19 protein-coding genes and 2 pseudogenes are annotated in these 20,793 nt (G+C 72.5%); 4 read left to right on the top strand and 17 right to left on the bottom strand.

Going from position 1 to position 20,793, the window contains the following annotated elements:
* Nucleotides 1–12 precede the first annotated feature (12 nt).
* Both ACIQMU_RS29545 and aroH read right to left on the bottom strand, forming a co-directional pair.
* On the bottom strand, nt 13–1,098 hold the full coding sequence (locus ACIQMU_RS29545) for a prephenate dehydrogenase (RefSeq protein ID WP_352243943.1): 1,086 nt from the start codon (nt 1,096–1,098) through the stop codon (nt 13–15).
* A complete protein-coding gene (gene aroH, locus ACIQMU_RS29540; RefSeq protein WP_352243942.1) occupies nt 1,095–1,457 on the bottom strand; it encodes a chorismate mutase in 363 nt (120 codons plus the stop codon). The genes ACIQMU_RS29545 and aroH overlap by 4 nt, the downstream gene beginning before the upstream one ends.
* 312 nt (nt 1,458–1,769) lie before the next feature.
* On the opposite strand from aroH, the gene ACIQMU_RS29535 reads away from it, so the two are divergent.
* Both ACIQMU_RS29535 and ACIQMU_RS29530 read left to right on the top strand, forming a co-directional pair.
* Entirely contained in the window at nt 1,770–2,219 is a 450-nt protein-coding gene (locus ACIQMU_RS29535; RefSeq protein ID WP_352243941.1) for a Rieske (2Fe-2S) protein, read from the top strand.
* Between the two features lie 57 nt (nt 2,220–2,276).
* Complete coding sequence (locus tag ACIQMU_RS29530; RefSeq protein ID WP_352243940.1) at nt 2,277–3,020, top strand: DNA polymerase beta superfamily protein; 744 nt, start codon at nt 2,277–2,279, stop codon at nt 3,018–3,020.
* On the opposite strand, the gene ACIQMU_RS29525 is transcribed toward ACIQMU_RS29530, so the two are convergent.
* Complete coding sequence (locus ACIQMU_RS29525; RefSeq protein ID WP_352243939.1) at nt 2,986–3,429, bottom strand: SRPBCC family protein; 444 nt, start codon at nt 3,427–3,429, stop codon at nt 2,986–2,988. The two genes, ACIQMU_RS29530 and ACIQMU_RS29525, sit on opposite strands and share 35 nt — an antisense overlap.
* Before the next feature lie 142 nt (nt 3,430–3,571).
* Between ACIQMU_RS29525 and ACIQMU_RS29520 the strand changes: the two genes are divergently transcribed.
* Nucleotides 3,572–3,727, top strand: a complete 156-nt coding sequence (locus ACIQMU_RS29520) for a DUF6131 family protein (RefSeq protein ID WP_352243952.1) — start codon at nt 3,572–3,574, stop codon at nt 3,725–3,727.
* Nucleotides 3,728–3,783: 56 nt separating this feature from the next.
* Here the strand turns inward: ACIQMU_RS29520 and ACIQMU_RS29515 are convergent, their stop codons facing one another.
* The 13 genes and pseudogenes from ACIQMU_RS29515 to ACIQMU_RS29455 form a co-directional block, all read right to left on the bottom strand.
* Nucleotides 3,784–4,809 carry an ADP-ribosylglycohydrolase family protein gene (locus ACIQMU_RS29515; protein ID WP_402690074.1) on the bottom strand — a complete coding sequence of 342 codons (1,026 nt, stop codon included), beginning with the start codon at nt 4,807–4,809 and terminating at the stop codon, nt 3,784–3,786.
* Nucleotides 4,806–5,582 (bottom strand): NUDIX domain-containing protein, encoded by a 777-nt coding sequence (locus ACIQMU_RS29510; protein ID WP_352243937.1) that lies wholly within the window; start codon nt 5,580–5,582, stop codon nt 4,806–4,808. The genes ACIQMU_RS29515 and ACIQMU_RS29510 overlap by 4 nt, the downstream gene beginning before the upstream one ends.
* Nucleotides 5,579–5,851 (bottom strand): annotated as a pseudogene (locus ACIQMU_RS29505) (AAA family ATPase); the annotation flags it as partial. The pseudogene ACIQMU_RS29505 and the gene ACIQMU_RS29510, both read right to left, overlap by 4 nt.
* Nucleotides 5,842–6,261, bottom strand: a pseudogene (gene pnuC / locus ACIQMU_RS29500) (nicotinamide riboside transporter PnuC); the annotation flags it as partial. The pseudogenes ACIQMU_RS29505 and pnuC, both read right to left, overlap by 10 nt.
* Before the next feature lie 128 nt (nt 6,262–6,389).
* Nucleotides 6,390–7,754, bottom strand: a complete 1,365-nt coding sequence (locus tag ACIQMU_RS29495) for a pseudouridine synthase (protein ID WP_402690073.1) — start codon at nt 7,752–7,754, stop codon at nt 6,390–6,392.
* Nucleotides 7,754–8,422, bottom strand: a complete 669-nt coding sequence (gene scpB, locus ACIQMU_RS29490) for an SMC-Scp complex subunit ScpB (protein ID WP_402690072.1) — start codon at nt 8,420–8,422, stop codon at nt 7,754–7,756. The genes ACIQMU_RS29495 and scpB overlap by 1 nt, the downstream gene beginning before the upstream one ends.
* 81 nt (nt 8,423–8,503) lie before the next feature.
* Nucleotides 8,504–9,511, bottom strand: coding sequence for a segregation and condensation protein A (locus ACIQMU_RS29485; protein WP_402690071.1), 1,008 nt, complete (start codon nt 9,509–9,511; stop codon nt 8,504–8,506).
* Nucleotides 9,512–9,594: 83 nt separating this feature from the next.
* Nucleotides 9,595–10,143 (bottom strand): hypothetical protein, encoded by a 549-nt coding sequence (locus ACIQMU_RS29480; RefSeq protein WP_352243951.1) that lies wholly within the window; start codon nt 10,141–10,143, stop codon nt 9,595–9,597.
* Nucleotides 10,140–11,258, bottom strand: coding sequence for a ParA family protein (locus ACIQMU_RS29475; RefSeq protein ID WP_352243933.1), 1,119 nt, complete (start codon nt 11,256–11,258; stop codon nt 10,140–10,142). Before ACIQMU_RS29475 ends, ACIQMU_RS29480 begins: the two co-directional genes overlap by 4 nt.
* Before the next feature lie 367 nt (nt 11,259–11,625).
* Complete coding sequence (gene ald / locus ACIQMU_RS29470) at nt 11,626–12,741, bottom strand: alanine dehydrogenase (protein WP_352243950.1); 1,116 nt, start codon at nt 12,739–12,741, stop codon at nt 11,626–11,628.
* Between the two features lie 142 nt (nt 12,742–12,883).
* Nucleotides 12,884–15,016: a tetratricopeptide repeat protein gene (locus ACIQMU_RS29465; RefSeq protein ID WP_402690070.1), complete on the bottom strand. Its 2,133-nt coding sequence runs from the start codon at nt 15,014–15,016 to the stop codon at nt 12,884–12,886.
* Nucleotides 15,017–15,257: 241 nt separating this feature from the next.
* Nucleotides 15,258–15,884, bottom strand: a complete 627-nt coding sequence (locus ACIQMU_RS29460; protein WP_352243931.1) for an NUDIX hydrolase — start codon at nt 15,882–15,884, stop codon at nt 15,258–15,260.
* An 83-nt stretch (nt 15,885–15,967) separates the two neighbouring features.
* A complete protein-coding gene (locus ACIQMU_RS29455; RefSeq protein ID WP_352243930.1) occupies nt 15,968–17,635 on the bottom strand; it encodes a CTP synthase in 1,668 nt (555 codons plus the stop codon).
* A gap of 443 nt (nt 17,636–18,078) precedes the next feature.
* Here ACIQMU_RS29455 and ACIQMU_RS29450 point away from each other — a divergent pair, with 443 nt between their 5' ends.
* A complete protein-coding gene (locus tag ACIQMU_RS29450; RefSeq protein WP_352243949.1) occupies nt 18,079–19,881 on the top strand; it encodes a glycoside hydrolase family 15 protein in 1,803 nt (600 codons plus the stop codon).
* 62 nt (nt 19,882–19,943) lie between these two features.
* Here the strand turns inward: ACIQMU_RS29450 and ACIQMU_RS29445 are convergent, their stop codons facing one another.
* Entirely contained in the window at nt 19,944–20,750 is an 807-nt protein-coding gene (locus ACIQMU_RS29445; RefSeq protein WP_352243929.1) for an aminotransferase class IV family protein, read from the bottom strand.
* Between the last annotated feature and the right edge of the window lie 43 nt (nt 20,751–20,793).

Here is a 20,793-nt window from a genome sequence, read left to right as displayed (position 1 = left end):
GCGGGACCGGGGTCAGCCCCGGATCGACCAGCCCCGTTCCCTCAGTGCCGTGCCGAGGACCGGGGCGGCACTGGGCTCGACCATGATCTGGACGAGGCCCGCCTGCTGGCCGGTGGCGTGCTCGATGCGGACGTCCTCGATGTTGACCCCGGCCCGGCCGGCGTCGGCGAAGATCGCGGCCAGCTCGCCCGGCTTGTCGCCGATCAGGACGGCCACGGTCTCGTACACGGCGGGGGCGGCGCCGTGCTTGCCGGGGACGCGGACCCGGCCCGCGTTGCCGCGCCGCAGGACGTCCTCGATGGCGTCGGTGCCCGCGCGCCGCTTCTCCTCGTCGGCGGAGTGCAGGCCGCGCAGCGCGGTCACGGTCTCCTCCAGGTCGGCGGCGACCCCGGCGAGGACGTCGGCGACCGGGCCGGGGTTGGCGGAGAGGATCTCCACCCACATCCGGGGGTCGGAGGCGGCGATCCGGGTGACGTCGCGGATGCCCTGCCCGCACAGCCGCACGGCGGTCTCGTCGGCCTCCTCCAGCCGGGCGGCGACCATCGAGGAGATCAGCTGCGGGGTGTGGGAGACCAGGGCCACGGCCCGGTCGTGGGCGTCGGCGTCCATGACGACGGGGACGGCCCGGCACAGGGCGACCAGCTCCAGCGCCAGGTTGAGCACCTCGGTGTCGGTGTCCCGGGTCGGGGTGAGGACCCAGGGGCGGCCCTCGAAGAGGTCGGCGGTCGCGGCGAGCGGCCCCGAACGCTCCTTGCCCGCCATCGGATGCGTGCCGATGTACGGGGCGAGGTCGAGGCCGAGCGCCTCCAGCTCACGGCGCGGGCCGCCCTTGACGCTGGCCACGTCCAGATAGCCGCGGGCCGCCCCGTCGCGCATGGCCCCGGCCAGGACGGCGGCGGTGTGCGCGGGCGGTACGGCGACGATCGCCAGGTCGACCGGGCCCCCGGGCGGCTCGTCCGTGCCGGCGCCGAGCGCGGCGGCGGTGCGGGCGGAGGCGGGGTCGTGGTCCACGAGGTGCACGTGGACCCCGCGGCCGGCCAGTGCGAGGGCGGCGGAGGTGCCGACGAGCCCGGTTCCGATGACGAGGGCGGTTCTCACTGGGCGATGTCCTTGCGCAGAGCGGCGGTGGCGCCGAGGTAGACATGGCTGATCTCGGCGCGCGAGAGATAGGTCTCGACATGCACGAGGATACGGACGACCCGGGGCATGGCCCCCTCGATGTCCAGCTCCTGGGCGCAGATCAGGGGTACGTCGGCCATCCCGAGGCCGCGGGCGGCGGCGGCGGGGAAGTCGCTGTGCAGATCGGGGGTGGCGGTGAACCAGATGCTGATCAGGTCGTCGGCGACGAGCTCGTTGCGTTCCAGGACGGCCGTCAGCAGCTCACCCACCCGCCGGCCCATGTGCCCGGCCTCGTCCCGGTCCAGCTGGACGGCGCCCCGGACCGCTCGTACCGCCACGTCGCACTCCTCGCTCTTCGCTGCTCGTCGGCGCCTCCGGCCCCGCGCTCCGCGGCGCGGCCGGCTGCTCGCCTCAGCGTAGATCGGCCGCGGCGGGCCCGGTCACCGTGTTCCGTCCGTGAGACGGGCGATGGTGCAGGGGTGCCCGCCCCCGCGTCGGGAGAGCTGCCCGTACCGGCTCGGTGTCCGCCGAATCCGCCCCATCCGCCACCCGGGCGGGCGCACCGCCCGCCCGGTTGCTTCGTCCGAAGGCCCGCCGCGGACACGATGGCCGGCATCCACCGCACCACGCCTGCCATCGAAGGAGAGCCCATGAACGCACGGCGAAGGACGGTGCTGGCCGCGGGCGCGGCGGGCGCCGCGGCCCTGGCCACCGGCTGCGGATCCTCCGACGGGGACGGCGGCGGGGACGCCACCGGCACACCGACCACCTCGGCAGGGGCGACGGACGGGGCGTCGCCGGGCGCTTCGGGCGGTGCGGAGCTGGCGAGGGCCGAGGACATCCCGGTCGGCGGCGGCACCGTCTTCAAGGAGCGGAAGGTGGTGGTGACCCAACCGGAGGAGGGCGATTTCAAGGCGTTCTCCGCCGTCTGCACCCATGCGAGCTGTCTCGTCTCGACGGTGAGCGACGGCACCATCAACTGCCCCTGCCACGGCAGCAGATACAGCATCACGGACGCGGCGGTCGAGGCCGGTCCGGCGACCCGGCCGCTGCCCGCCGAGCGGATCAGCGTCGCGGACGGGACCATCCGGCTGGGCTGAGGGGGCGGGCCCGGATATCCGGGGCGCGGCGGCGGCCGCGCCCGTAACCTCGCGGGCATGATCACTCCTGCCGACGAGGCTCTCGTACGCGACCACACGGTCTACGCGTGCGTCATGGGCTCGCGCGCCTTCGGACTGGCCACCGAGGACAGCGACACCGACCGGCGGGGGGTGTTCCTCGCGCCCACCCCGCTGTTCTGGCGCTTCGAGAAGCCGCCGACGCATGTCGAGGGCCCCGCGCCCGAGCAGTTCTCCTGGGAGCTGGAACGCTTCTGCGAGCTGGCGCTGCGGGCCAACCCGAACGTGCTGGAGTGCCTGCACTCCCCGCTGGTGGAGTCGGTGGACGGCACCGGCCGCGAGTTGCTGGCACTGCGCGGGGCGTTCCTCTCCCGGCTCGCGCACGGCACGCTCGTCCGGTACGCGCTGGGCCGGCGGAGGAAGCTGGAGGCGGACGTACGCGCGCACGGGGCGCCGCGCTGGAAGCACGCGATGCATCTGCTGCGGCTGCTGACGAGCGGCCGGGATCTGCTGCGTACGGGCGAGCTGCGCATCGATGTCGGCGAGGCCCGGGAGGGGCTGCTCGCGGTGAAGCGGGGCGAGGTGTCCTGGCCGGAGGTGGAGCGCCGGATGGACCGCCTCGGCGAGGAGAACGACGAGGCGGCCACCGGCTCCCCACTGCCGCCGGAACCGGACCGGGCGGCCGTGGAGGACTTCCTCGTCCGGACCCGGCGGGCCTCGGCCGACCGCGCTCGGGGCCGGTCCGGGCTCACGCCGTCCGGGGACCTTCCGACCCGGCCGTGAGCTCGGCCAGCTTCCGGAACTCGCCCAGGTCGTAGTTGGCCAGCACGGAATCGAGGTTGGTCAGCGCCCCGAGGTACTCGACGAATCCCTGGGGGTCGTACTCGACCTGAAGGGCGACGCGGCTCGACGTGTCGTCGAGCCGGTGGAAGGTCACCACTCCCGCGTGGTGGACTCCCTCGGTCGTCTTCCAGGCGATGCGGTCCTCGGGAACCACCTCGGTGAGCTCCGCGACGAAACGCTTTTCCGCACCGGGCAGCGAGAGCTGCCAGGCGAAGCGCCGCTCGTCGATCGGATCGACGCGCTGGACGTGGCTCAGGAACCTCGGCCACTGGGTGACATCGCTCCACAGGGCCCAGGTGACGGCCACGGGCGCCTTGATGTCGACGGTCTCGACGAGTGAGGAGGACATGGACAACCACGGACCTTTCGTACGGAAGCAGGTTCCGGTCCCTCGTACCCGGTCACTGCCGGCTCATGCGGGAATCCTCGCCCGACAGAACGCCACACAGAGGCGCATAATCGAGGAGAGTACGGATCGTTTGGAGGATCCCATGATCGTCCTCGGCATCATTCTCCTGGTGATCGGCCTCCTGACCGGCCTTTCCCTTCTCTGGACCATCGGCATCATCCTCGTGGCCATCGGCGCCGTGCTGTGGGTGCTGGGCGCCGTCGGGCACGCGGTCGGCGGAAGGCGTCACTACTGGTGACCCCGGGCCCGCCACCCGCGGGTCCCCGGGACAGCCGCGGTGACGGAGATCCTGGCTCAGGCGTCCCAGAGCGCGGCGAGGGACAGCAGGTCGCTGCGGTACTCGATGCGTTCGGACCACTCCCTCGGCCAAGCCGCCGCGCCCAGGTGCGCCCCGGCCAGCGCTCCGGTCAGGCAGGCGATCGAGTCGGAGTCGCCCCGGGTGCAGGCGGCCCGGCGCAGGGCGGTGACGGGCTCCTCGGGGAACAGCAGGAAGCAGTGCAGCGCGGTGGCGAGAGCCTCCTCGGCGACCCAGCCGTCGCCGGTCCGCTCGCACGGGTCGGTCTCCGGTGACGGATCGCGCAGCGCGTCCTGGACGCCTCCGAGTGCGGTGAGGCACTCGTCCCAGCCGCGCTGGATGTACGCCTGAGGGGTCGCGCCGCCCGCGTGCCGCCAGAGGTCGCCGAGCCAGCGGGCGTGGTAGCGGCCCCGGTTCTCGTAGGCGTAGCTGCGCAGCAGCCCGGTCAGGCCGAGGGGTTCGGCGCCCTGGGCGAGCAGGAACACCGCACGGGCCAGCAGGTCGGAGGCGGCCAGGGCGGTGGGGTGGCCGTGGGTGAGGGCGGCCTGGAGCTGGGCGGCCCCGGCGCGCTGTTCCTCGCTGAGGCCGGGGACCAGGCCGATGGGGGCGACCCGCATGTTGGCGCCGCAGCCCTTGGAGTGCGTCTGGCTGGCCTCCTGCCACACCCGGCTGTGTTCGAGCGCGCGGCAGGCGGTGAGGCAGGTGTTGCCGGGGGCGCGGTTGTTGTCCGGCGAGTGGTACCAGGCGACGAACTCCGCGCGGACCGGGTCCGCCATCCGTTCGGGGGTGAGCAGTCCGCTGTCCATGGCGGTGCGGATGCCCCGGCCCAGCGCGATGGTCATCTGGGTGTCGTCGGAGACGACGGCGGGCTCCATGAGCGGCAGCTGCCGCCAGGGGCCGAACTTGGCGAGGATGGCGGGCACGTCGTTGAACTCGGTGGGGAAGCCCAGGGCGTCGCCGAGCGCGAGCCCGGTCAGCACGCCGGTGGCCGCCTGCTTCGTGAGGGGCGGGGTGGCGATGGTCATCTGTCTCGTCCTTCCGGTGCGGGGTGCGTCGGGTCTGCGGGGGCGTCCGGCCGCGGTGGGCGCAGGAGCGGCGGGTGCAGGGCGGTGGCGTCCCCCGCCCGGTAGAGCGCGGCCGGTTTGCCCCGGCCGCCGGTGCGGCGCGGGCGGCCCTCGACGGCTTCGACGAAGCCGGGCGCGTTGAGGACCTTGCGCCGGAAGTTGGGGCGGTCGAGCTCGACGCCCCAGACGGTCTCGTAGACCTGCTGGAGCTCCCCGAGGGTGAACTCGTCGGGGCAGAACGCGGTGGCCAGGCAGCTGTACTCGAGCTTGGCGCCGATCCGGTCGTGGGCGTCGGCGAGGATCCGGTCGTGGTCGAAGGCCAGCGGTCCGGTGGAGCCCGCGTCCCACCAGCGGGCGCTCGCCGCGTCGCCGCCGCCGCGCGGTTCGGGCAGGTCCGGCAGGAGTGCGGCGTACGCGACGGAGACGACCCGCATCCTCGGGTCGCGGTCCGGGTCGGTGTAGGTGCGCAGCTGTTCGAGGTGGAGGGAGCCGACGGTGCCGGGGCCGAGACCGGTCTCCTCGGCGAGCTCCCGCCGGGCGGCGTCCTCGGCGGACTCGCGGGGCAGGAGGAAGCCGCCGGGCAGCGCCCACCGGCCCCGGAAGGGCTCCTGGCCGCGTTCGACGAGCAGCACGTGCAGCCGGGCCTCGCGGACGGTGAAGACCGCGAGATCGACGGTGACCGCGAAGGGGGCGAAGGCGTGCGGGTCGTAGCCTTCGGTGGCGTGGGTGCTCATCGTTTCTCCGGGAGGGGCGCGGCGAAGTCCCAGCCGGTGGCGAGGAGCGCGTCGACGGCGGCGGTGGCGGTGGCGAGCCGCGCCTCGGGCGGTCCGGTCAGCTCGACGAAGGGCCGTCCGGTGCGTGTGAGTTCGGCGCGGAAGCGGTCGGTCATCCAGGGGCGCAGCTCCTCGCCGTCGCGCAGTCCGTCGTCCTCGAAGGCGACGCCCTCGTGGTCGGTGAGCAGCCACAGGTGGCGGGCGGTGCGGTCGGCGATCTCGCGTCCCAGAACGGGACCGTGGAGTCGGTCGCCCGGGACAGCGGGAGGGTGATCCCGAGGGTCCCCACCACCCCCGCCGCGAGCAGCCAGGTCCATTCGGTGCGCGTCGTTCCGCGCACCGGCAGAACGGCGGTACCTGGTCCACCCCCGTGGGTCCAGGTCCACCAGCCGTACGCGGCGAGGGTGATGAAGACGATCTGGAGGCCGGCGTCGGCGTACAGACCGGACTGGGCGAACAGCAGGATGAAGAAGAGGTTGTTGGCGATGCCGACCGGCCAGTTGGCGAGGTGCTGGCGGGCCACGAGCCAGACGCACAGCGCCCCGCTGCCGAAGCCCAGCACCTCGGTCCAGCTGACCGAGGTGTCCAGGATCGTCACCAGGGGCTGCCGCAGGGGATCGAGTATGTCCGCGGGACTCACGCCCACCTCCCCCTTAATGGTCAGTATGACTATAAAGGTTGGAGGGGGACGGCGAAAGGCCCGCGGCCGGTTCTGTTCGAACTTTCCGAACGGATACCGGCCGCGGGCCTTCGCGTGGGCGTGGGCGGCTAGAGGCCGACCTCGCGCATGAGCATGCCGACCTCGGTGTTGGTGAGGCGGCGCAGCCAGCCGGACTTCTGATCGCCCAGCGGGATCGGCCCGAAGGACGTCCGCACGAGGCGCTCGACCGGGAAGCCGGCCTCGGCCAGCATCCGGCGCACGATGTGCTTGCGGCCCTCGTGGAGGGTCACCTCGACCAGGTAGTTCTTGCCGGTGTTCTCGACGACGCGGAAGTGGTCGGCGCGGGCGTAGCCGTCCTCCAGCTGGATGCCGTCCTTGAGCCGCTTGCCGAGGTCGCGCGGCAGGGGGCCCTGGATGGCGGCCAGGTAGGTCTTCTTCACGCCGTACTTGGGGTGCGTGAGGCGGTGGGCCAGCTCACCGTGGTTGGTGAGCATGATGATGCCCTCCGTCTCGGTGTCGAGCCGGCCGACGTGGAACAGCCGCGTCTCGCGGTTGGTCACGTAGTCGCCGAGGCACTGACGGCCGTCCGGGTCCTCCATCGAGGAGACGACTCCGGCGGGCTTGTTCAGCGCGAAGAAGAGGTACGACTGGGCGGCGACCGTCAGGCCGTCGACCTTGATCTCGTCCTTGTGCACGTCGACGCGCATGCCCTGCTCGACGACGATCTCGCCGTTGACCTCGACGCGGGACTGCTCGATCAGCTCCTCGCACGCCCGGCGCGAGCCCATGCCCGCACGGGCGAGCACCTTCTGCAGCCGCTCGCCCTCCTCCTCGGCGCCCGGGTGGGTCTTGGGGAGGCTGATCTCGGGCTTGTTCGCGTACCGGTCGCGGTTGCGCTGCTCGATCTTGGCGTCCAGCTCGCGCGGGCGCGAGGGGGCGGCGCGGCGGAAACCGCCCGTACGGCCGCCGCCCTGCGAGGGCTTCGGGCCGCCCTTGGCACCGCCGCGGGCCGCGGAGCCGCGGCCCTTGCGGGGGCCTTCCTGCTCGGACCGGACGCCGGGAGCGTCGTTGCCCACGTCGTAGCGGCGCTCCTCCGGGCGGGGACGGCGGGGGCGCTGCTCCTCCTCACGCCCGCCCTGGTAGCCGTCACGGCCACCCTGGTAACCGTCACGGCCGCTCTGAGAGCCCGGACGACCGCCCTGACCGCCGGGACGGCCACCCTGGCCCGAGGGGCGCCCGCCCGACGCTCCGGGCCGACCGCCGCCGCCCTGGCCGCCGCCGCCGCGTCCGGCGCCGCCGCCCTGGCCTCCGGGACGTCCGCCCGGGCCGCCGCCCTGGCCCTGGCGGAAGGACCCGCCGCCGCTGCGGCCGCCGCTGCCGGCGCCGCCGCCGCTCCGGGGGTTCCGGTTGCCGCCGCTGCTCCGGCCGCTCCCGCCGTTGCCGCTTCCGCTGTTCCTGCCACTGCTTCGCATCAAAAATCCGTCTTGTCGTCTGCGTGAGTATCCGGGGTGTCCGGTGCGTCCGGATCGAACGACGGCACACCCTCTAGCGTCTCAGCCTCGATCGCGTCCGCCTCCGGGAGGAAGGGCGCGAGCTCCGGGAGCTCGTCCAGGCCGCGCAGGCCCATTCGCTCCAGAAAGTAGTTCGTCGTCCTGTACAGGATCGCACCTGTTTCGGGTTCCGCGCCCGCCTCCGCCACCAGACCCCTCTGGAGGAGGGTCCGCATGACGCCGTCGCAGTTCACTCCGCGCACCGCCGAGACCCGTGAGCGGCTGACGGGCTGCCGGTACGCGACCACCGCCAGGGTCTCCAGCGCGGCCTGGGTGAGCCGGGCGTGCTGGCCGTCCAGGACGAAGCCCTCCACGGCCGCCGCGTACTCGGGGCGGGTGAAGAAGCGCCAGCCGCCCGCGACGAACCGCAGGTCGAAGCCCCGGCGCTGGACGGTGTACTCGTCGGCCAGCTCCCGCAGCGCGTCCGCCACGGCCCTGCGGGGCCGCTGGAGCACCTTGGCCAGCTGATCGACGGTGGCGGGTTCGTCGACGACCATGAGGACCGCCTCCAGGGCGGGCTTCAGATCGAGCCCGGCGACCGCGCCCGCCTCGTGCGCTCCGCCGTCCTGTGCGATGGGCCGCGCGCTCATTGCCGTACGTCCTCCTCCTGCTCGACCGCCCCGTTCGGCTCCCGGCCCCCCGGGGCTCCCGCTGCTCCTGGACCTCCCGCGTCACCCGCGCGTCTCCTGGATTTCCTGGACCTCCCGGTCCAACTCGTCCGTCACCACCGGCTCCGCTTCCGTCCCGCCGCACCAGGCCACCAGCAGGTCACCCAGCGCCTCGTCCTGGTCCAGGGTGACGGCCTTCTCGCGGTACAGCTCCAGCAGGGCCAGGAACCGGGCGACCACGGTCAAGGTGTCCGGCGCGTCCTCGGTCAGCGCCGCGAAGCTCACCGCGGCCCTCGCCGCGCGCAGCCGCTCCACCACCAGGGCCGCCTGCTCCCGGACGCTGACCAGCGGGGCGTGGATGTGGTCGACGTACACCTGCGGCTCCGGCCGGGGCCGCATCGCCTTGACCGCGAGTTTCGCGAAGCCCTCGGGCCCGATGCTGATGACCACCTCGGGCAGCAGCTCGGCGTGCTGGTCCTCCAGGCCGACGGTCCGGGGGCGGCGGCGGGCCTCCGCCTCCAGGCGGTCCTGGAAGATCTCGGCGATCCGCTTGTAGGCGCGGTACTGGAGCAGCCGCGCGAAGAGCAGGTCCCGCGCCTCCAGGAGCGCGAGGTCCGCCTCGTCCTCGACCTCGGCGGCGGGCAGCAGCCGGGCGGCCTTGAGGTCGAGCAGCGTGGCGGCGACGACGAGGAACTCGGTGGTCTGGTCGAGGTCCCCGTCGGGGCCCAGGGCGCGCATGTACCCCATGAACTCGTCGGTGACCTTCGACAGTGCGACCTCGGTCACATCCAGCTTGTGCTGGGAGATCAGCTGGAGGAGGAGATCGAAGGGGCCCTCGAAGTTCACCAGCCGGACGGTGAAGCGCGTGCCGTCCGCGTCCCGCGCCGTCGCCGCTTCCGGCTCGGGCGGTACGGGCTCCGGCTCCCGTACGGCTTCAGGCGGCGGTACGGGCTCCGGCTCCCGTACGGGCTGCGGAGCCGTCTCCTCCACGGTCACCGGCGGTGCGACCGCGCCCGGGCCCGGCCCCAGGGCACGGCGGCGCCGGGTGTCGGGCTCGTCGGGCGTGGGCATGGTGGTCCAGGGGTGGGACGGCGGCACGGGCGGAGCCCGCCGGTGGGCGGGCCCTGCGGGGCAGGCTACCCGCGCCGTGCCGCTCAGCGGCCGCGCAGCCGCCGTACGAGGATGCTCGCGTCGCCCCGGGACTCCAGGTCGGCCAGGACCACCGCCACCGCCTCACGGACGATGCGGCCGCGGTCGACGGCGAGGCCGTGTTCGCCGCGCAGGACGAGGCGGGCGTGTTCGAGGTCCATCAGCTCCTCGGCGGAGACGTAGACCGTGATCTTCTCGTCGTGGCGTTCCCGGCCGCTGGGGCGGCGGTTGGCGCCGCGTCCGCCGCCTCGCCTGCGCTGCTGCTGGACCGCCGGCGACTGCTCGGCCGGGGCCGCGGAGGATGCGGGGCGCTCGCCGGAGGCGGGCCGGGCGGAGGAGGAACGGCCGCGCGAGTCGCCGCCCTCGGCGTCGGCCGCGGTGTGCTCCTCACGGCCTGCGGGCGGGGTCTGGCCGGTGGGATCGCTCTCCCCGGCGGGCGCGGGCACCCGCGGCTCGCCGTTCGCCTTGCGCCGCCGGTCCGCGGGGGAGGACGGCTGGAGGCCCATCCCGCCTCCGGTGGTACGGAACAGTTCGTCGGCCCCCGGCAGACTCACTCGGCGTGACACCGGGCGAGCACCTCCCTGGCGAGCTGGCGGTAGGCGGCCGCGCCGACCGAGTTGGAGGCGTAGGTGGTGATGGGCTCTCCGGCGACCGTGGTCTCCGGGAAGCGGACCGTGCGCCCGATGACCGTGTGGTAGACGTGCTCGTCGAAAGCCTCGACGACGCGCGCCAGGACCTCGCGGCTGTGCACCGTACGGGAGTCGTACATGGTGGCGAGGATGCCGTCGAGCTCCAGTTCCGGGTTGAGCCGCTCCTGGACCTTCTCGATGGTCTCGGTGAGCAGCGCCACCCCGCGCAGCGCGAAGAATTCGCACTCCAGCGGCACTATGACCTTGTGAGCGGCCGTCAGGGCGTTCACGGTGAGCAGGCCGAGGGAGGGCTGACAGTCGATCACGATGTAGTCGTAGTCGGCCATGAGCGGCTTCAGGGCGCGCTGGAGCGTGGACTCGCGGGCCACCTCGCTGACAAGCTGCACCTCGGCCGCGGAGAGGTCGATGTTGCTGGGCAGCAGGTCCATGTTGGGGACCGCGGTCTTGAGCAGGACGTCGTCCGCCGCCATGCCCCGCTCCATGAGCAGGTTGTAGACCGTGACGTCCAGCTCCATCGGGTTGACCCCGAGACCGACGGAGAGGGCGCCCTGCGGGTCGAAGTCGACGAGCAGGACCCGGCGGCCGTACTCCGCGAGCGCGGCGCCCAGGTTGATGGTCGACGTGGTCTTGCCGACGCCGCCCTTCTGGTTGCACATCGCGATGATCTTCGCGGGGCCGTGGTCGGTCAGGGGGCCCGGGATCGGGAAGTACGGCAGCGGCCGTCCGGTCGGGCCGATGCGCTCGCGGCGCTGGCGCGCGGCGTCGGGCGCGAGGGTGGCCGCGTACTCCGGATCGGGCTCGTACTCGGCGTCGGGGTCGTAGAAGTGCCCCTCGGGCACCTCGGCGAAGTCGGCGAAGCGGTCGGTGTCCCGGCTGCTCTCGTTGCCGGCCGTGGCGTTCACGTGTAGGCCGTCCATCATCTGGGGGGCTGTCGTCATGTGCTGTTGGGTGGCGAAGGTGCGGACAGCGACGGAGCCGACAGCTTCGAGCCCGATCGGGCTCAGACCCCGTGCGGGCATCCCTGGTTGACCACCCCCGGGAGTAATTGTCGACTCATTCACAAGTCGTCTTACCTCCTTGGACGTGACCAGGAAACTTATCGATAGGTCAGCGTGGCACCATGCCGACGATTGGCGACTCTATGGCGTGTCACCGGTCCGCAGCAACACAATCCGCCGGACCCGGCCCGATGTGTCGGCAATCGAACACCGCACTGTCAAGGGTGCACAGCGACCAAGCCGCACATTTCACCGCCGCACGAAACGGGTAAAGGGTTACGTTCGGCGCGAGTTACGCAAGGGCCTCACCGGGCCCGATACACGTCCGGCCGGACCTTGCTCGGCAAGGTCCGGCCGGACGCGCGATGTTGACGGAGGCGTTGACCCGTCAGCCGAGGAGCGTGCTCAGCTCGATGTGCGGGAGACCGTGCGCCTCGGCCACCTCGCGGTAAACCACCTGGCCCTCATGGGTGTTGAGCCCCTTGGCGAGAGCGGCGTCGCGGCGCAGGGCGTCGGCCCAGCCGCGGTTCGCGAGCTCCACGATGTAGGGCAGGGTCGCGTTGGTGAGCGCGTAGGTCGAGGTGTGGGGCACCGCGCCGGGCATGTTGGCGACGCAGTAGAAGACCGAGTCGTGGACCCGGAAGGCCGGCTCGGCGTGGGTCGTCGGACGCGAGTCCTCGAAGCAGCCACCCTGGTCGATTGCGATGTCGACAAGTACACTTCCGGGCTTCATCTTGGCGACGAGCTCGTTGGTGACCAGCTTCGGGGCCTTGGCTCCGGGGATCAGCACGGCGCCGATGACGAGGTCGGCCTCGACGACGGCCTTCTCCAGCTCGAAGGCGTTGGAGACGACGGTCTGCACCTTGGTGCCGAAGATCCTGTCGGCCTCGCGCAGCTTGTTGATGTCGCGGTCGAGCAGGGTGACGTGGAAGCCGAGGCCCACGGCGATCTGCGTGGCGTTCCAGCCGGAGACACCGCCGCCGATGACGACGGCCCTGCCCGCCGCGGTGCCGGGGACGCCGCCGGGCAGCACGCCCCGGCCGCCGACGGAGCGCATCAGGTGGTAGGCGCCGACCTGCGGGGCGAGGCGGCCCGCGACCTCGGACATCGGGGCGAGCAGCGGGAGCGCGCGGTTCGCGGTCTCGACCGTCTCGTAGGCGATGGCGGTGGTGCCGGAGGCGAGCAGCGCGTCCGTGCACTCGCGGGAGGCCGCGAGGTGGAGGTAGGTGAACAGGGTCTGGCCCTTGCGGAGGCGGTGATACTCCTCGGCGACCGGCTCCTTGACCTTCAGCAGCAGGTCGGCGGCGGCCCAGACCTCGTCGGCCGTGGACAGTGTCCGCGCGCCCGCGGCGACGAACTCCTGGTCCGTGATGGACGAGCCGGCGCCGGCGTCCTTCTCGATGACGACCTCGTGGCCGTGGCGGACGAGCTCATGCACTCCGGCGGGGGTGATCGCCACCCGGAACTCGTTGTTCTTGACTTCGCGGGGGATGCCGACCTTCACGTCGATCACGGTCCTTGGCTCGGAGGGTCATCCGGGCACAACGGTGCATACCCGGCATATACAGCATAAATGGAGACGCCACGGAGGAACGCGGCAGAGCCAGTCTAATGAAGGACTTCCCGCTGTCTAGCCTTACAAAGCATTAACTTTCTGACGAAGCACTACGGATTTCGTAGGCAGAAGCCTCCTCGCCCAGCAGTCTGTCGGCCGCGCCCCGGTGCAGCCTGGCCGCGGCGGGATCCCCGAGCCGGTCCAGCGTGTCGGCCAGCCGCAGCTGGAGCGCCGCCTGAAGCCGCACGTCACCGGCGCGCCGGGCCAGGTCGACGGCCTCCCGGCAGGTCTGGAGCGAGTCGTGCGGCCGGCCCGCGTACTCCTGGACCCGCGCGGCCTCGCTGACCGCCCGGGCCTGGGCCGCCGGGTCGCCGAGCCTGCGGTGGCCCGCGGCGGCGGCGCGCCAGTCGCGCAGCGCCTGGCCGTAGCGCCCGGCGTACGTGTGGACCGCCCCGAGCCGCCCGTAGAGCCGGGCCTCGTCCGCTCGCTCCCCCTGGGTCAGACGCTGGGAGAGCGCCCGGCCGTACCAGTCCGCGGCCCGGTGGTAGTCCCCCAGCTCCTCGTACGCGCCGCCCACGGATTCCATCGCGCGGCCGGTGGCGTACAGGTCCCTCGCCGCCTTTCCGGCGTCCAGGGCGGCCCGGTAGCGCCTCAGCGCGTCCCGGGTGCGGCCGGTGCGGGCGTCCAGGTCCGCGAGGTTCAGCAGGGCGGCCGCCTGCTCGCGGGGCAGCTCCCGGCGCAGCGCCACGTCCAGGACGAGACCGTGCAGCCCGTACAGCTCGGGGGCGGCCTCCTCCGTCCCCCGGTGCGCGGCCAGGGCCCGCACCAGCGCCGCCACCAGCCGCCGCGCCAGGGTGTCGAGCTCGCCGTCCGCCACGGCGAGCCGGGCCGAGGCGAGCAGGGCGGGCTGGCGGACCCGCAGCCACGCGCCCGCCTCCTCCGCGTTCGGGAAGCGCAGCGAGCGGGGCAGTCCGGCGAGCCTGCGGCGGGCGGCGGAGCCCTCCGGCTCGGTGACCGCGCGGCAGGACTGGAGCCGGCGCACGGTCCGCTCCAGCATCCGGGCGCGGGCGAGCTGGATCTCGGCCGGCCGGTCCCGGTCCTCCAGCAGCGCCCGGAGCATCGGGAGGAGGCACCCGGGCACCGCGTACTGGGGGTGGGCCGCGCCGTCCGTCCGCAGCAGCCCGAGCTTCACGAAGTCGTCGAGGGTGGAGCGGGCGGCGGAGACCGAGCAGCCGGCCAGCGCGGACGCCGTGTGGGCGTCGGCGAGCCCGGCGGGGGCCAGGGCGAGCAGGCGCAGTATCCGGGCGGCGGTCGTCGGCAGGGAGTCGTGGACGAGCCGGAACGCGCGGGCCAGCGGGCGGGCGCCGGCGGACTGCTGCTCGCCGGGGTCGGGCAGCTCGTGGAGCTGCTTGGCGACGTCGGCGACGGAGGCCATGGGGTGGGCGGCGAGCAGGCCGCCCATGAGGGTGAGCGCCGCGGGCTGTCCCCCGCACTCCTCGGCCAGGGTCTCCGCGGTTCGCGGGTCGACCGTGATGCGGACCTGTCCGATGGCACGGGCGAGCAGCCGCACCGCCGCGCCCGCCTCCAGGCCGCCGAGGGTGCAGGGCCGCACGTCGGGGATGCCGGTCAGCGGGCCGGTCGCGGTGGCGAGGACCAGGCAGTCCGGGTTCTCCGGGAGCAGCGGGTCGACCTGCTCGGCGTCGACCGCGTCGTCGAGCAGCAGGACGAGCCGCCGTACGGCGAGGGCCTCACGGACCATCTCGGAGAGCTCGTCCTGATCGGCGCCGGGCGGGACCGCCGTCCCCAGGAGGCCGAGGAGTTCGCCGGCGGAGCGTTCGGTGGGGACGCGCTCGCCCCCGGGGTCGGTGAGGCCGACCCGGAGCACCCCGTCGGGATAGTCGCCGGAGCCCGTGCCGGGGACCGACCAGGGCAGGGCGCCCGTAGCGGACGCGGCCGCCCCGGCGGCGTCGGTTCCGGTGAGCGCCCCGGCCAGCGTCTCGGCGAGTGCGCTGCGGCCGGAACCGGGGCGGCCCGCGATGAGCAGGACCCGGGCGCGGGGGGCCTTGCGGCCGGCCAGGGTGTCGAGGCCGGCACGCTCGATGTCCGCCCGCAGGGCCTTCAACTCCCGTTCGCGGCCGAAGAATCGGGGCGGGGCTGCGCCGGACGGCTCCTCGGTCCCCGGGGCCTTCGCCGGGCCGCTGGTGTCCACCGCCTGATCGGTCACGAGCCACGCTCCACTTCGCTGCACGCGGTGCCCGCCGGAACTCCGGTCGGGTGCGTTTCGAGCGTAGTTCAGCGGTGACGACGATCACTGCGGAGCGGGGCGGAGCGCGGGGAACATCCCCCGATCGGATCAGCAGTTCTTCATTTTTTACGATCACACTCCTGTGATCGTCCGACCGGGGGCGCGGTGCGCGACGGCAGACGGTACGTCAGGCCGCCGGTACGTCAGGCCCGTCGGAGCGTCAGACCTCGAAGGGCCGGGCCGGCCAGGGCGCCTCGGCGGGCCGCAGGGAGTCGACGCCGTCGCCCGCCCGTACGGCGGTGAGCGCGAGCACTCCGACGACCAGGCAGTTGTTGTGCAGGTCCCCCGCGATCACCGAGCGGACCAGCTCGGGCAGCGGCACCCTGGCGAGCTCCATGTCGGCCTCCTCCTCGGAGACCGCGTAGCGCTCGCCCTCCGCCTCCGAGAGGTCGCGGGCCAGGAAGACGCGCACGGCCTCGTCGCAGCCGCCGGGCGTGGTGTAGACATCCGTCAGCACCCGCCAGTCCTCGGCCTTGACGTGCGCCTCCTCGTACAGCTCGCGCTGGGCGGCGTGCAGAGGGTTCTCGCCGGGGATGTCCAGCAGTCCGGCCGGGATCTCCCAGAGCCGGTGGCGCACGGGGTGGCGGTACTGCCGCAGGACGATGACCCGGTCGTCCTCGTCGAGCGCGAGGACGGCGACGGAACCGGGGTGGACCTGGTAGTCGCGGCCGTGGACGGAGCCGTCGGGCATCACCACCTGGTCGGTGCGGACGCTGGTCTTGTTGCCGGTGAAGGGAGTCGCGGTCGCGGTGACCTGCCACTCCTCGGGCTTGTCCTGGATACCCATGTACGTCCTCCCACGAACCAAAAGGAAACCGGGGCACCGATCCGCGAAGGATCCGTACCCCGGTCAACCGTAATGCCTCGGTGTTACGCGCCCGCGCCGTCCGCCGCGGCGACCTGGCGCGCGACGGCGGCCTTCACCAGACCCGCGAAGAGCGGGTGCGGGCGGGTCGGGCGGGAGCGCAGCTCCGGGTGCGCCTGGGTGGCGACCAGGTAGGGGTGCGTCTCGCGCGGGTACTCGACGTACTCGACGAGCTTGTTGTCCGGCGAGGTGCCGGAGAAGACCAGCCCGGCCTTCTTCTCCAGCTCGGCCCGGTAGCCGTTGTTGACCTCGTAGCGGTGGCGGTGGCGCTCCTCCACGTACGGCTGGCCGTCGTACGCCTCACGGACGAGGGAGCCCTCGGCGAGCTTGGCCGGGTAGAGGCCGAGCCGCATGGTGCCGCCGAGGTCGCCCGCGCCCTCGACGTAGGCCAGCTGCTCCTCCATCGTCGAGATGACGGGGTGGGAGGTGGCGGCGTCGAACTCGGTGGAGTTGGCGTCGGGGATCTCGGCGAGCGAGCGGGCCGCCTCGATCACGATGCACTGGAGGCCGAGGCACAGGCCGAGCAGCGGGACCTTGTTCTCGCGGGCGTAGCGGATGGCTCCGACCTTGCCGTCGACCCCGCGCTCGCCGAAGCCGCCCGGGATGCAGATCGCGTCGACGTCACCGAGGTGTTCGGCGGCGCCGTCGGCGGTCCGGCAGTCGTCGGAGGTGACCCACTTGACCTGGACGCGGGCCTTGTTGGCGAAACCGCCCGCCCGGATCGCCTCGGTGACCGAGAGATAGGCGTCGGGCAGGTCGATGTACTTGCCGACCAGCGCGACGGTGACCTCGTGGTCGGGGTTGTGGACCCGGTCCAGCAGGTCGTCCCAGGTGGTCCAGTCGACGTCCCGGAACGGCAGGTCGAGCTTGCGCACGACGTAGGCGTCCAGGCCCTCGGTGTGCAGCACCTTGGGGATGTCGTAGATCGACCGGGCGTCCGGGCAGGCCACCACGGCGGTCTCGTCGACGTCGCACATCAGCGAGATCTTGCGCTTGATGGCGGTGGGGACCTCGCGGTCGGCGCGCAGCACGATGGCGTCCGGCTGGATGCCGATGTTGCGCAGGGCGGCCACCGAGTGCTGGGTGGGCTTGGTCTTCAGCTCGCCGGAGGGGCCGATGTAGGGCAGCAGCGAGATGTGGACCACGAAGACGTTGTCCCGGCCGACCTCGTGGCGGACCTGGCGGACGGTCTCCAGGAACGGCAGCGACTCGATGTCGCCGACCGTGCCGCCGACCTCGGTGATGACGACGTCCACGTCGTCGGTGGCCATGCGGCGGATGCGGTGCTTGATCTCGTTGGTGATGTGCGGGATGACCTGGACGGTGTCGCCCAGGTACTCGCCGCGCCGCTCCTTCGCGATGACCTGCGAGTAGACCTGGCCGGTCGTCACGTTGGCGGAGCCGTCGAGGTCGACGTCGAGGAATCGCTCGTAGTGGCCGATGTCCAGGTCGGTCTCGGCGCCGTCGTTGGTGACGAACACCTCACCGTGCTGGAAGGGGTTCATCGTGCCCGGGTCGACATTGAGGTAGGGGTCGAGCTTCTGCATGGTGACCCGCAGGCCCCGCGCCTTGAGCAGGGCACCCAGGCTGGAGGCAGTCAGACCCTTGCCGAGGGAGGAGGCGACACCCCCGGTGACGAAGATGTGCTTGGTCGTCGTGGATGTGGGCTGCATAGCCAAAGGGGGCTCCCGTGGTCGCGATTCTGAGGTGCGTACCGGCTGCCGAACCGGGGATTCCGGAGGTGCCGTCGCTGCGGTTCGGGGGCCTCGTACGCTGTCGCGAACGACCACCGGTCCACGGGCTACCAGGGTAACAGCGACGACGGGAGGCCGCTTCCGGCCACACCCTGCACAGCGGCGTCACGCCATCATCACGGACACCGCACGTCACACGGGATCAGCCGGGAGATGTTGCGGGGACCGTCGCGCGGATCTTCCCCGTGCGTCGTATCCTGCTCAAACACTCGCTGCCGAGACGGCCGGGCGGCGGCACCACCCAGGTCGCCCACCGGTACAGGAACTCGTCGCATCTTCCCGGGTGAAAGACCCTACGACCCTCTTGACCCGCAGTAAGCGCCCTTCAACGGGGCGACATGGCCGTTCGACTGGAGACGCACGTGGCCGGGCGCATCGAGGATTACGCACTCATCGGAGACATGCAGACCGCAGCCCTGGTCTGCCGGGACGGCACAGCAGACTGGCTGTGCCTGCCCCGCTTCGACTCGCACGCCGTGTTCGCGGGGCTTCTGGGCACCGAGGAACACGGTTTCTGGCGCCTGGGCCCCGCGAGAGCGGAAGGAACAGAACCAGCCTTCGCCGACCGGCGGCGGTATCGCGGTGACTCCCTCATCCTGGAATCGGAGTGGGACACACCGCGCGGCACCGTACGGGTGACCGATTTCATGCCCCCGCGTGACGGCGCGCCGCAACTGATCCGGATCGTGGAGGGCGTCAGCGGCCGAGTGCCGATGCGCTCGGAACTGCGGATGCGGTTCAGCTACGGCCGGGTGACGCCCTGGGTGCACAAGGTCGACAACCGCACGGTCGCCGTCGCCGGGCCGGACTCCGTCTGGCTCGACACCGAGGCGGACACCTACGGCAAGAACCTGACCACCTACTCCGACTTCACCGTGGGCCCCGGCGACCGGGTGGCGCTCACGATCAGCTGGCAGCCCTCGCACCACGGACCGCCGGCCCTCCCCGACCCCGAGGGGGCACTGGAGGCGACCGAGCTGTTCTGGCGCGAATGGGTCGATCAGTGCACGTACCACGGGCCCTACCGGGAAGCGGTCGTCCGCTCCCTGATCACGCTCAAGGCCCTCACGTACGCGCCGACCGGCGGCATCGTCGCGGCGCCGACCACCTCGCTCCCCGAGGAGATCGGCGGCGTACGGAACTGGGACTACCGCTACACCTGGCTGCGGGACGCCGCGATCACCCTCTCCTCGCTGCTTCGCACGGGGTACCGGGAAGAGGCCCGCGCCTGGCGCGAGTGGCTCTTGCGGGCCGTGGCGGGCGACCCGGAGAACCTCCAGATCATGTACGGCATCGCCGGTGAGCGCGAGCTCGGCGAGGCGGAGCTGGACTGGCTGCCCGGGTACGAGAACTCCGGCCCGGTCCGCGTCGGCAACGGGGCGGCCAACCAGCTCCAGCTCGACGTGTACGGCGAGGTCACCGAGGCGCTGCACCTGGCGCACATGACGGGTCTCACGCGCAACGACTACGCCATGGGCCTCCAGCTCAAGCTGATCGAGTATCTGGAGAAGCACTGGGAGGAGCCCGACGAGGGCATCTGGGAGGTGCGCGGGCCGCGCCGGCACTTCGTGCACTCGAAGGTGATGGCGTGGGTCGCGGTGGACCGGACGATCAAGCTGGTCGAGTCCGGGGACGTCGAGGGCCCGCTGGAGCGGTGGTACGAGCTGCGTGACGACATCCACCGGGACGTCTGCGAGCGCGGCTACGACAAGGAGCGCAACACCTTCACCCAGTCCTACGGGTCGAAGGAACTCGACGCCTCCCTGCTGCTCATCCCCCAGATGGGCTTCCTGCCGCCGGACGACAAGCGGGTCATCGGCACGATCGAGGCGATCCAGCGGGAGCTGTCCACGGAGGACGGCTTCATCCTGCGCTACCCCACCGAGGGCGATGACGCGGGCGTCGACGGGCTGGCGGGCGACGAGGGCGCGTTCCTGGCCTGCTCGTTCTGGATGGCCGACGACCTCGCGATGATCGGCCGGGTCGACGAGGCGCGCCAGCTGTTCGAGAAGCTGCTGTCGCTCCGCAACGACCTGGGCCTGCTGGCCGAGGAGTGGGACTCCAACCTCCAGCGCCAGGTGGGGAACTTCCCGCAGGCGTTCAGCCACGTCCCGCTGATCGACACGGCCCTGCGGCTGACGGCGAGCGGCGCGTACGTCGGCTGAGCCGCAGTCCGTCCTGACGGTGGCCGCCCCGGGCTTCGAACCGTGGGCGGCCACCGCGCGTTTCAGGGCGCGGTGAGCGGTTCGGCCTCGTACGCCCGGCGGAGCACGTCCAGGAACCGGGGGGCGGCGGGCAGCCCGGCCGCGCCGATCCGGCGGACGGGCACGCCCGGCGTCCAGGAGTTCATGACGACCGCGCCGGCGAGGGCGGGCAGGTCGTCGGGGGTGACCGCGACGGTCCGCTGTCCGACTCCGAGCCGGTCCAGCTGTCGGCGGACGATGCCCATCGTGGTCCCTGTCAGCAGGGCGGCCCGGGGCCACACCACCGCCTCACCGTCCCAGAAGGCCAGGTTCCAGATCGTCGCCTCGCTGAACCGGCCCTCCCGGTCCAGGAACGCCGCGTCGTCGAAACCCTCGGCGACGGCTGCCCGGAGCAGGTGCGTCTTGGCCACCTCGCCGACGTGCTTGATGTGCGGCAGGAACCGTTCGTGCGGGACCGCCGCCAGGGCGAGCGGGCCGTCCGGGCCGGACGACGGCGGTCCGGTACGCACCAGAAGCGCGGGGTCGGCGTCGGCCGCGGTGAACTCGCCCGCCGGGGAGTACACCGTGGCGGTCAGCGAGAGGTCGGCCGGCCCGCCGCGGAGCGCCGTACGCAGACGGGAGCGCACCACGTCCTCCGGCAGGGTCCGGCCGAACAGCCCGGCCGACGCGGCGCGCAGCCGCTCCAGGTGGAGGTCGAGGCCGCGGATCCGGCCGTCGCGGACCTGTGTCGCGGTGAAGTGGGCGTGGCCCGCGAAGGCGAGCGGCGCCAGGTCCTCGGCGGTCGCGGCCCGGCCGTTCACGTGCACGAGGTGCGGGGAATCTTCGTCCATGACCCGGACGTTAGAGCCTGACACCGGTGACAAGGTCAAGAGG

The organism is Streptomyces sp. NPDC091649 (assembly GCF_044756785.1).
Lineage (GTDB): Bacteria > Actinomycetota > Actinomycetes > Streptomycetales > Streptomycetaceae > Streptomyces.
Note: the sequence above shows the minus strand (reverse complement) of the source record. Positions and strands in the feature narration are given on the sequence as shown.

What these genes read in the sequence shown, in the direction of transcription:
- ACIQMU_RS29535 (WP_352243941.1), top strand. Translation starts at nt 1,770, where the DNA reads ATGAACGCACGGCGAAGGACGGTGCTGGCCGCGGGCGCGGCGGGCGCC.
- ACIQMU_RS29530 (WP_352243940.1), top strand. Translation starts at nt 2,277, where the DNA reads ATGATCACTCCTGCCGACGAGGCTCTCGTACGCGACCACACGGTCTAC.
- ACIQMU_RS29525 (WP_352243939.1), bottom strand. Translation starts at nt 3,429, where the DNA reads ATGTCCTCCTCACTCGTCGAGACCGTCGACATCAAGGCGCCCGTGGCC.
- ACIQMU_RS29520 (WP_352243952.1), top strand. Translation starts at nt 3,572, where the DNA reads ATGATCGTCCTCGGCATCATTCTCCTGGTGATCGGCCTCCTGACCGGC.
- ACIQMU_RS29515 (WP_402690074.1), bottom strand. Translation starts at nt 4,809, where the DNA reads ATGACCATCGCCACCCCGCCCCTCACGAAGCAGGCGGCCACCGGCGTG.
- ACIQMU_RS29510 (WP_352243937.1), bottom strand. Translation starts at nt 5,582, where the DNA reads ATGAGCACCCACGCCACCGAAGGCTACGACCCGCACGCCTTCGCCCCC.
- ACIQMU_RS29495 (WP_402690073.1), bottom strand. Translation starts at nt 7,754, where the DNA reads ATGCGAAGCAGTGGCAGGAACAGCGGAAGCGGCAACGGCGGGAGCGGC.
- scpB (WP_402690072.1), bottom strand. Translation starts at nt 8,422, where the DNA reads ATGAGCGCGCGGCCCATCGCACAGGACGGCGGAGCGCACGAGGCGGGC.
- ACIQMU_RS29485 (WP_402690071.1), bottom strand. Translation starts at nt 9,511, where the DNA reads ATGCCCACGCCCGACGAGCCCGACACCCGGCGCCGCCGTGCCCTGGGG.
- ACIQMU_RS29475 (WP_352243933.1), bottom strand. Translation starts at nt 11,258, where the DNA reads ATGCCCGCACGGGGTCTGAGCCCGATCGGGCTCGAAGCTGTCGGCTCC.
- ACIQMU_RS29460 (WP_352243931.1), bottom strand. Translation starts at nt 15,884, where the DNA reads ATGGGTATCCAGGACAAGCCCGAGGAGTGGCAGGTCACCGCGACCGCG.
- ACIQMU_RS29455 (WP_352243930.1), bottom strand. Translation starts at nt 17,635, where the DNA reads ATGCAGCCCACATCCACGACGACCAAGCACATCTTCGTCACCGGGGGT.
- ACIQMU_RS29445 (WP_352243929.1), bottom strand. Translation starts at nt 20,750, where the DNA reads ATGGACGAAGATTCCCCGCACCTCGTGCACGTGAACGGCCGGGCCGCG.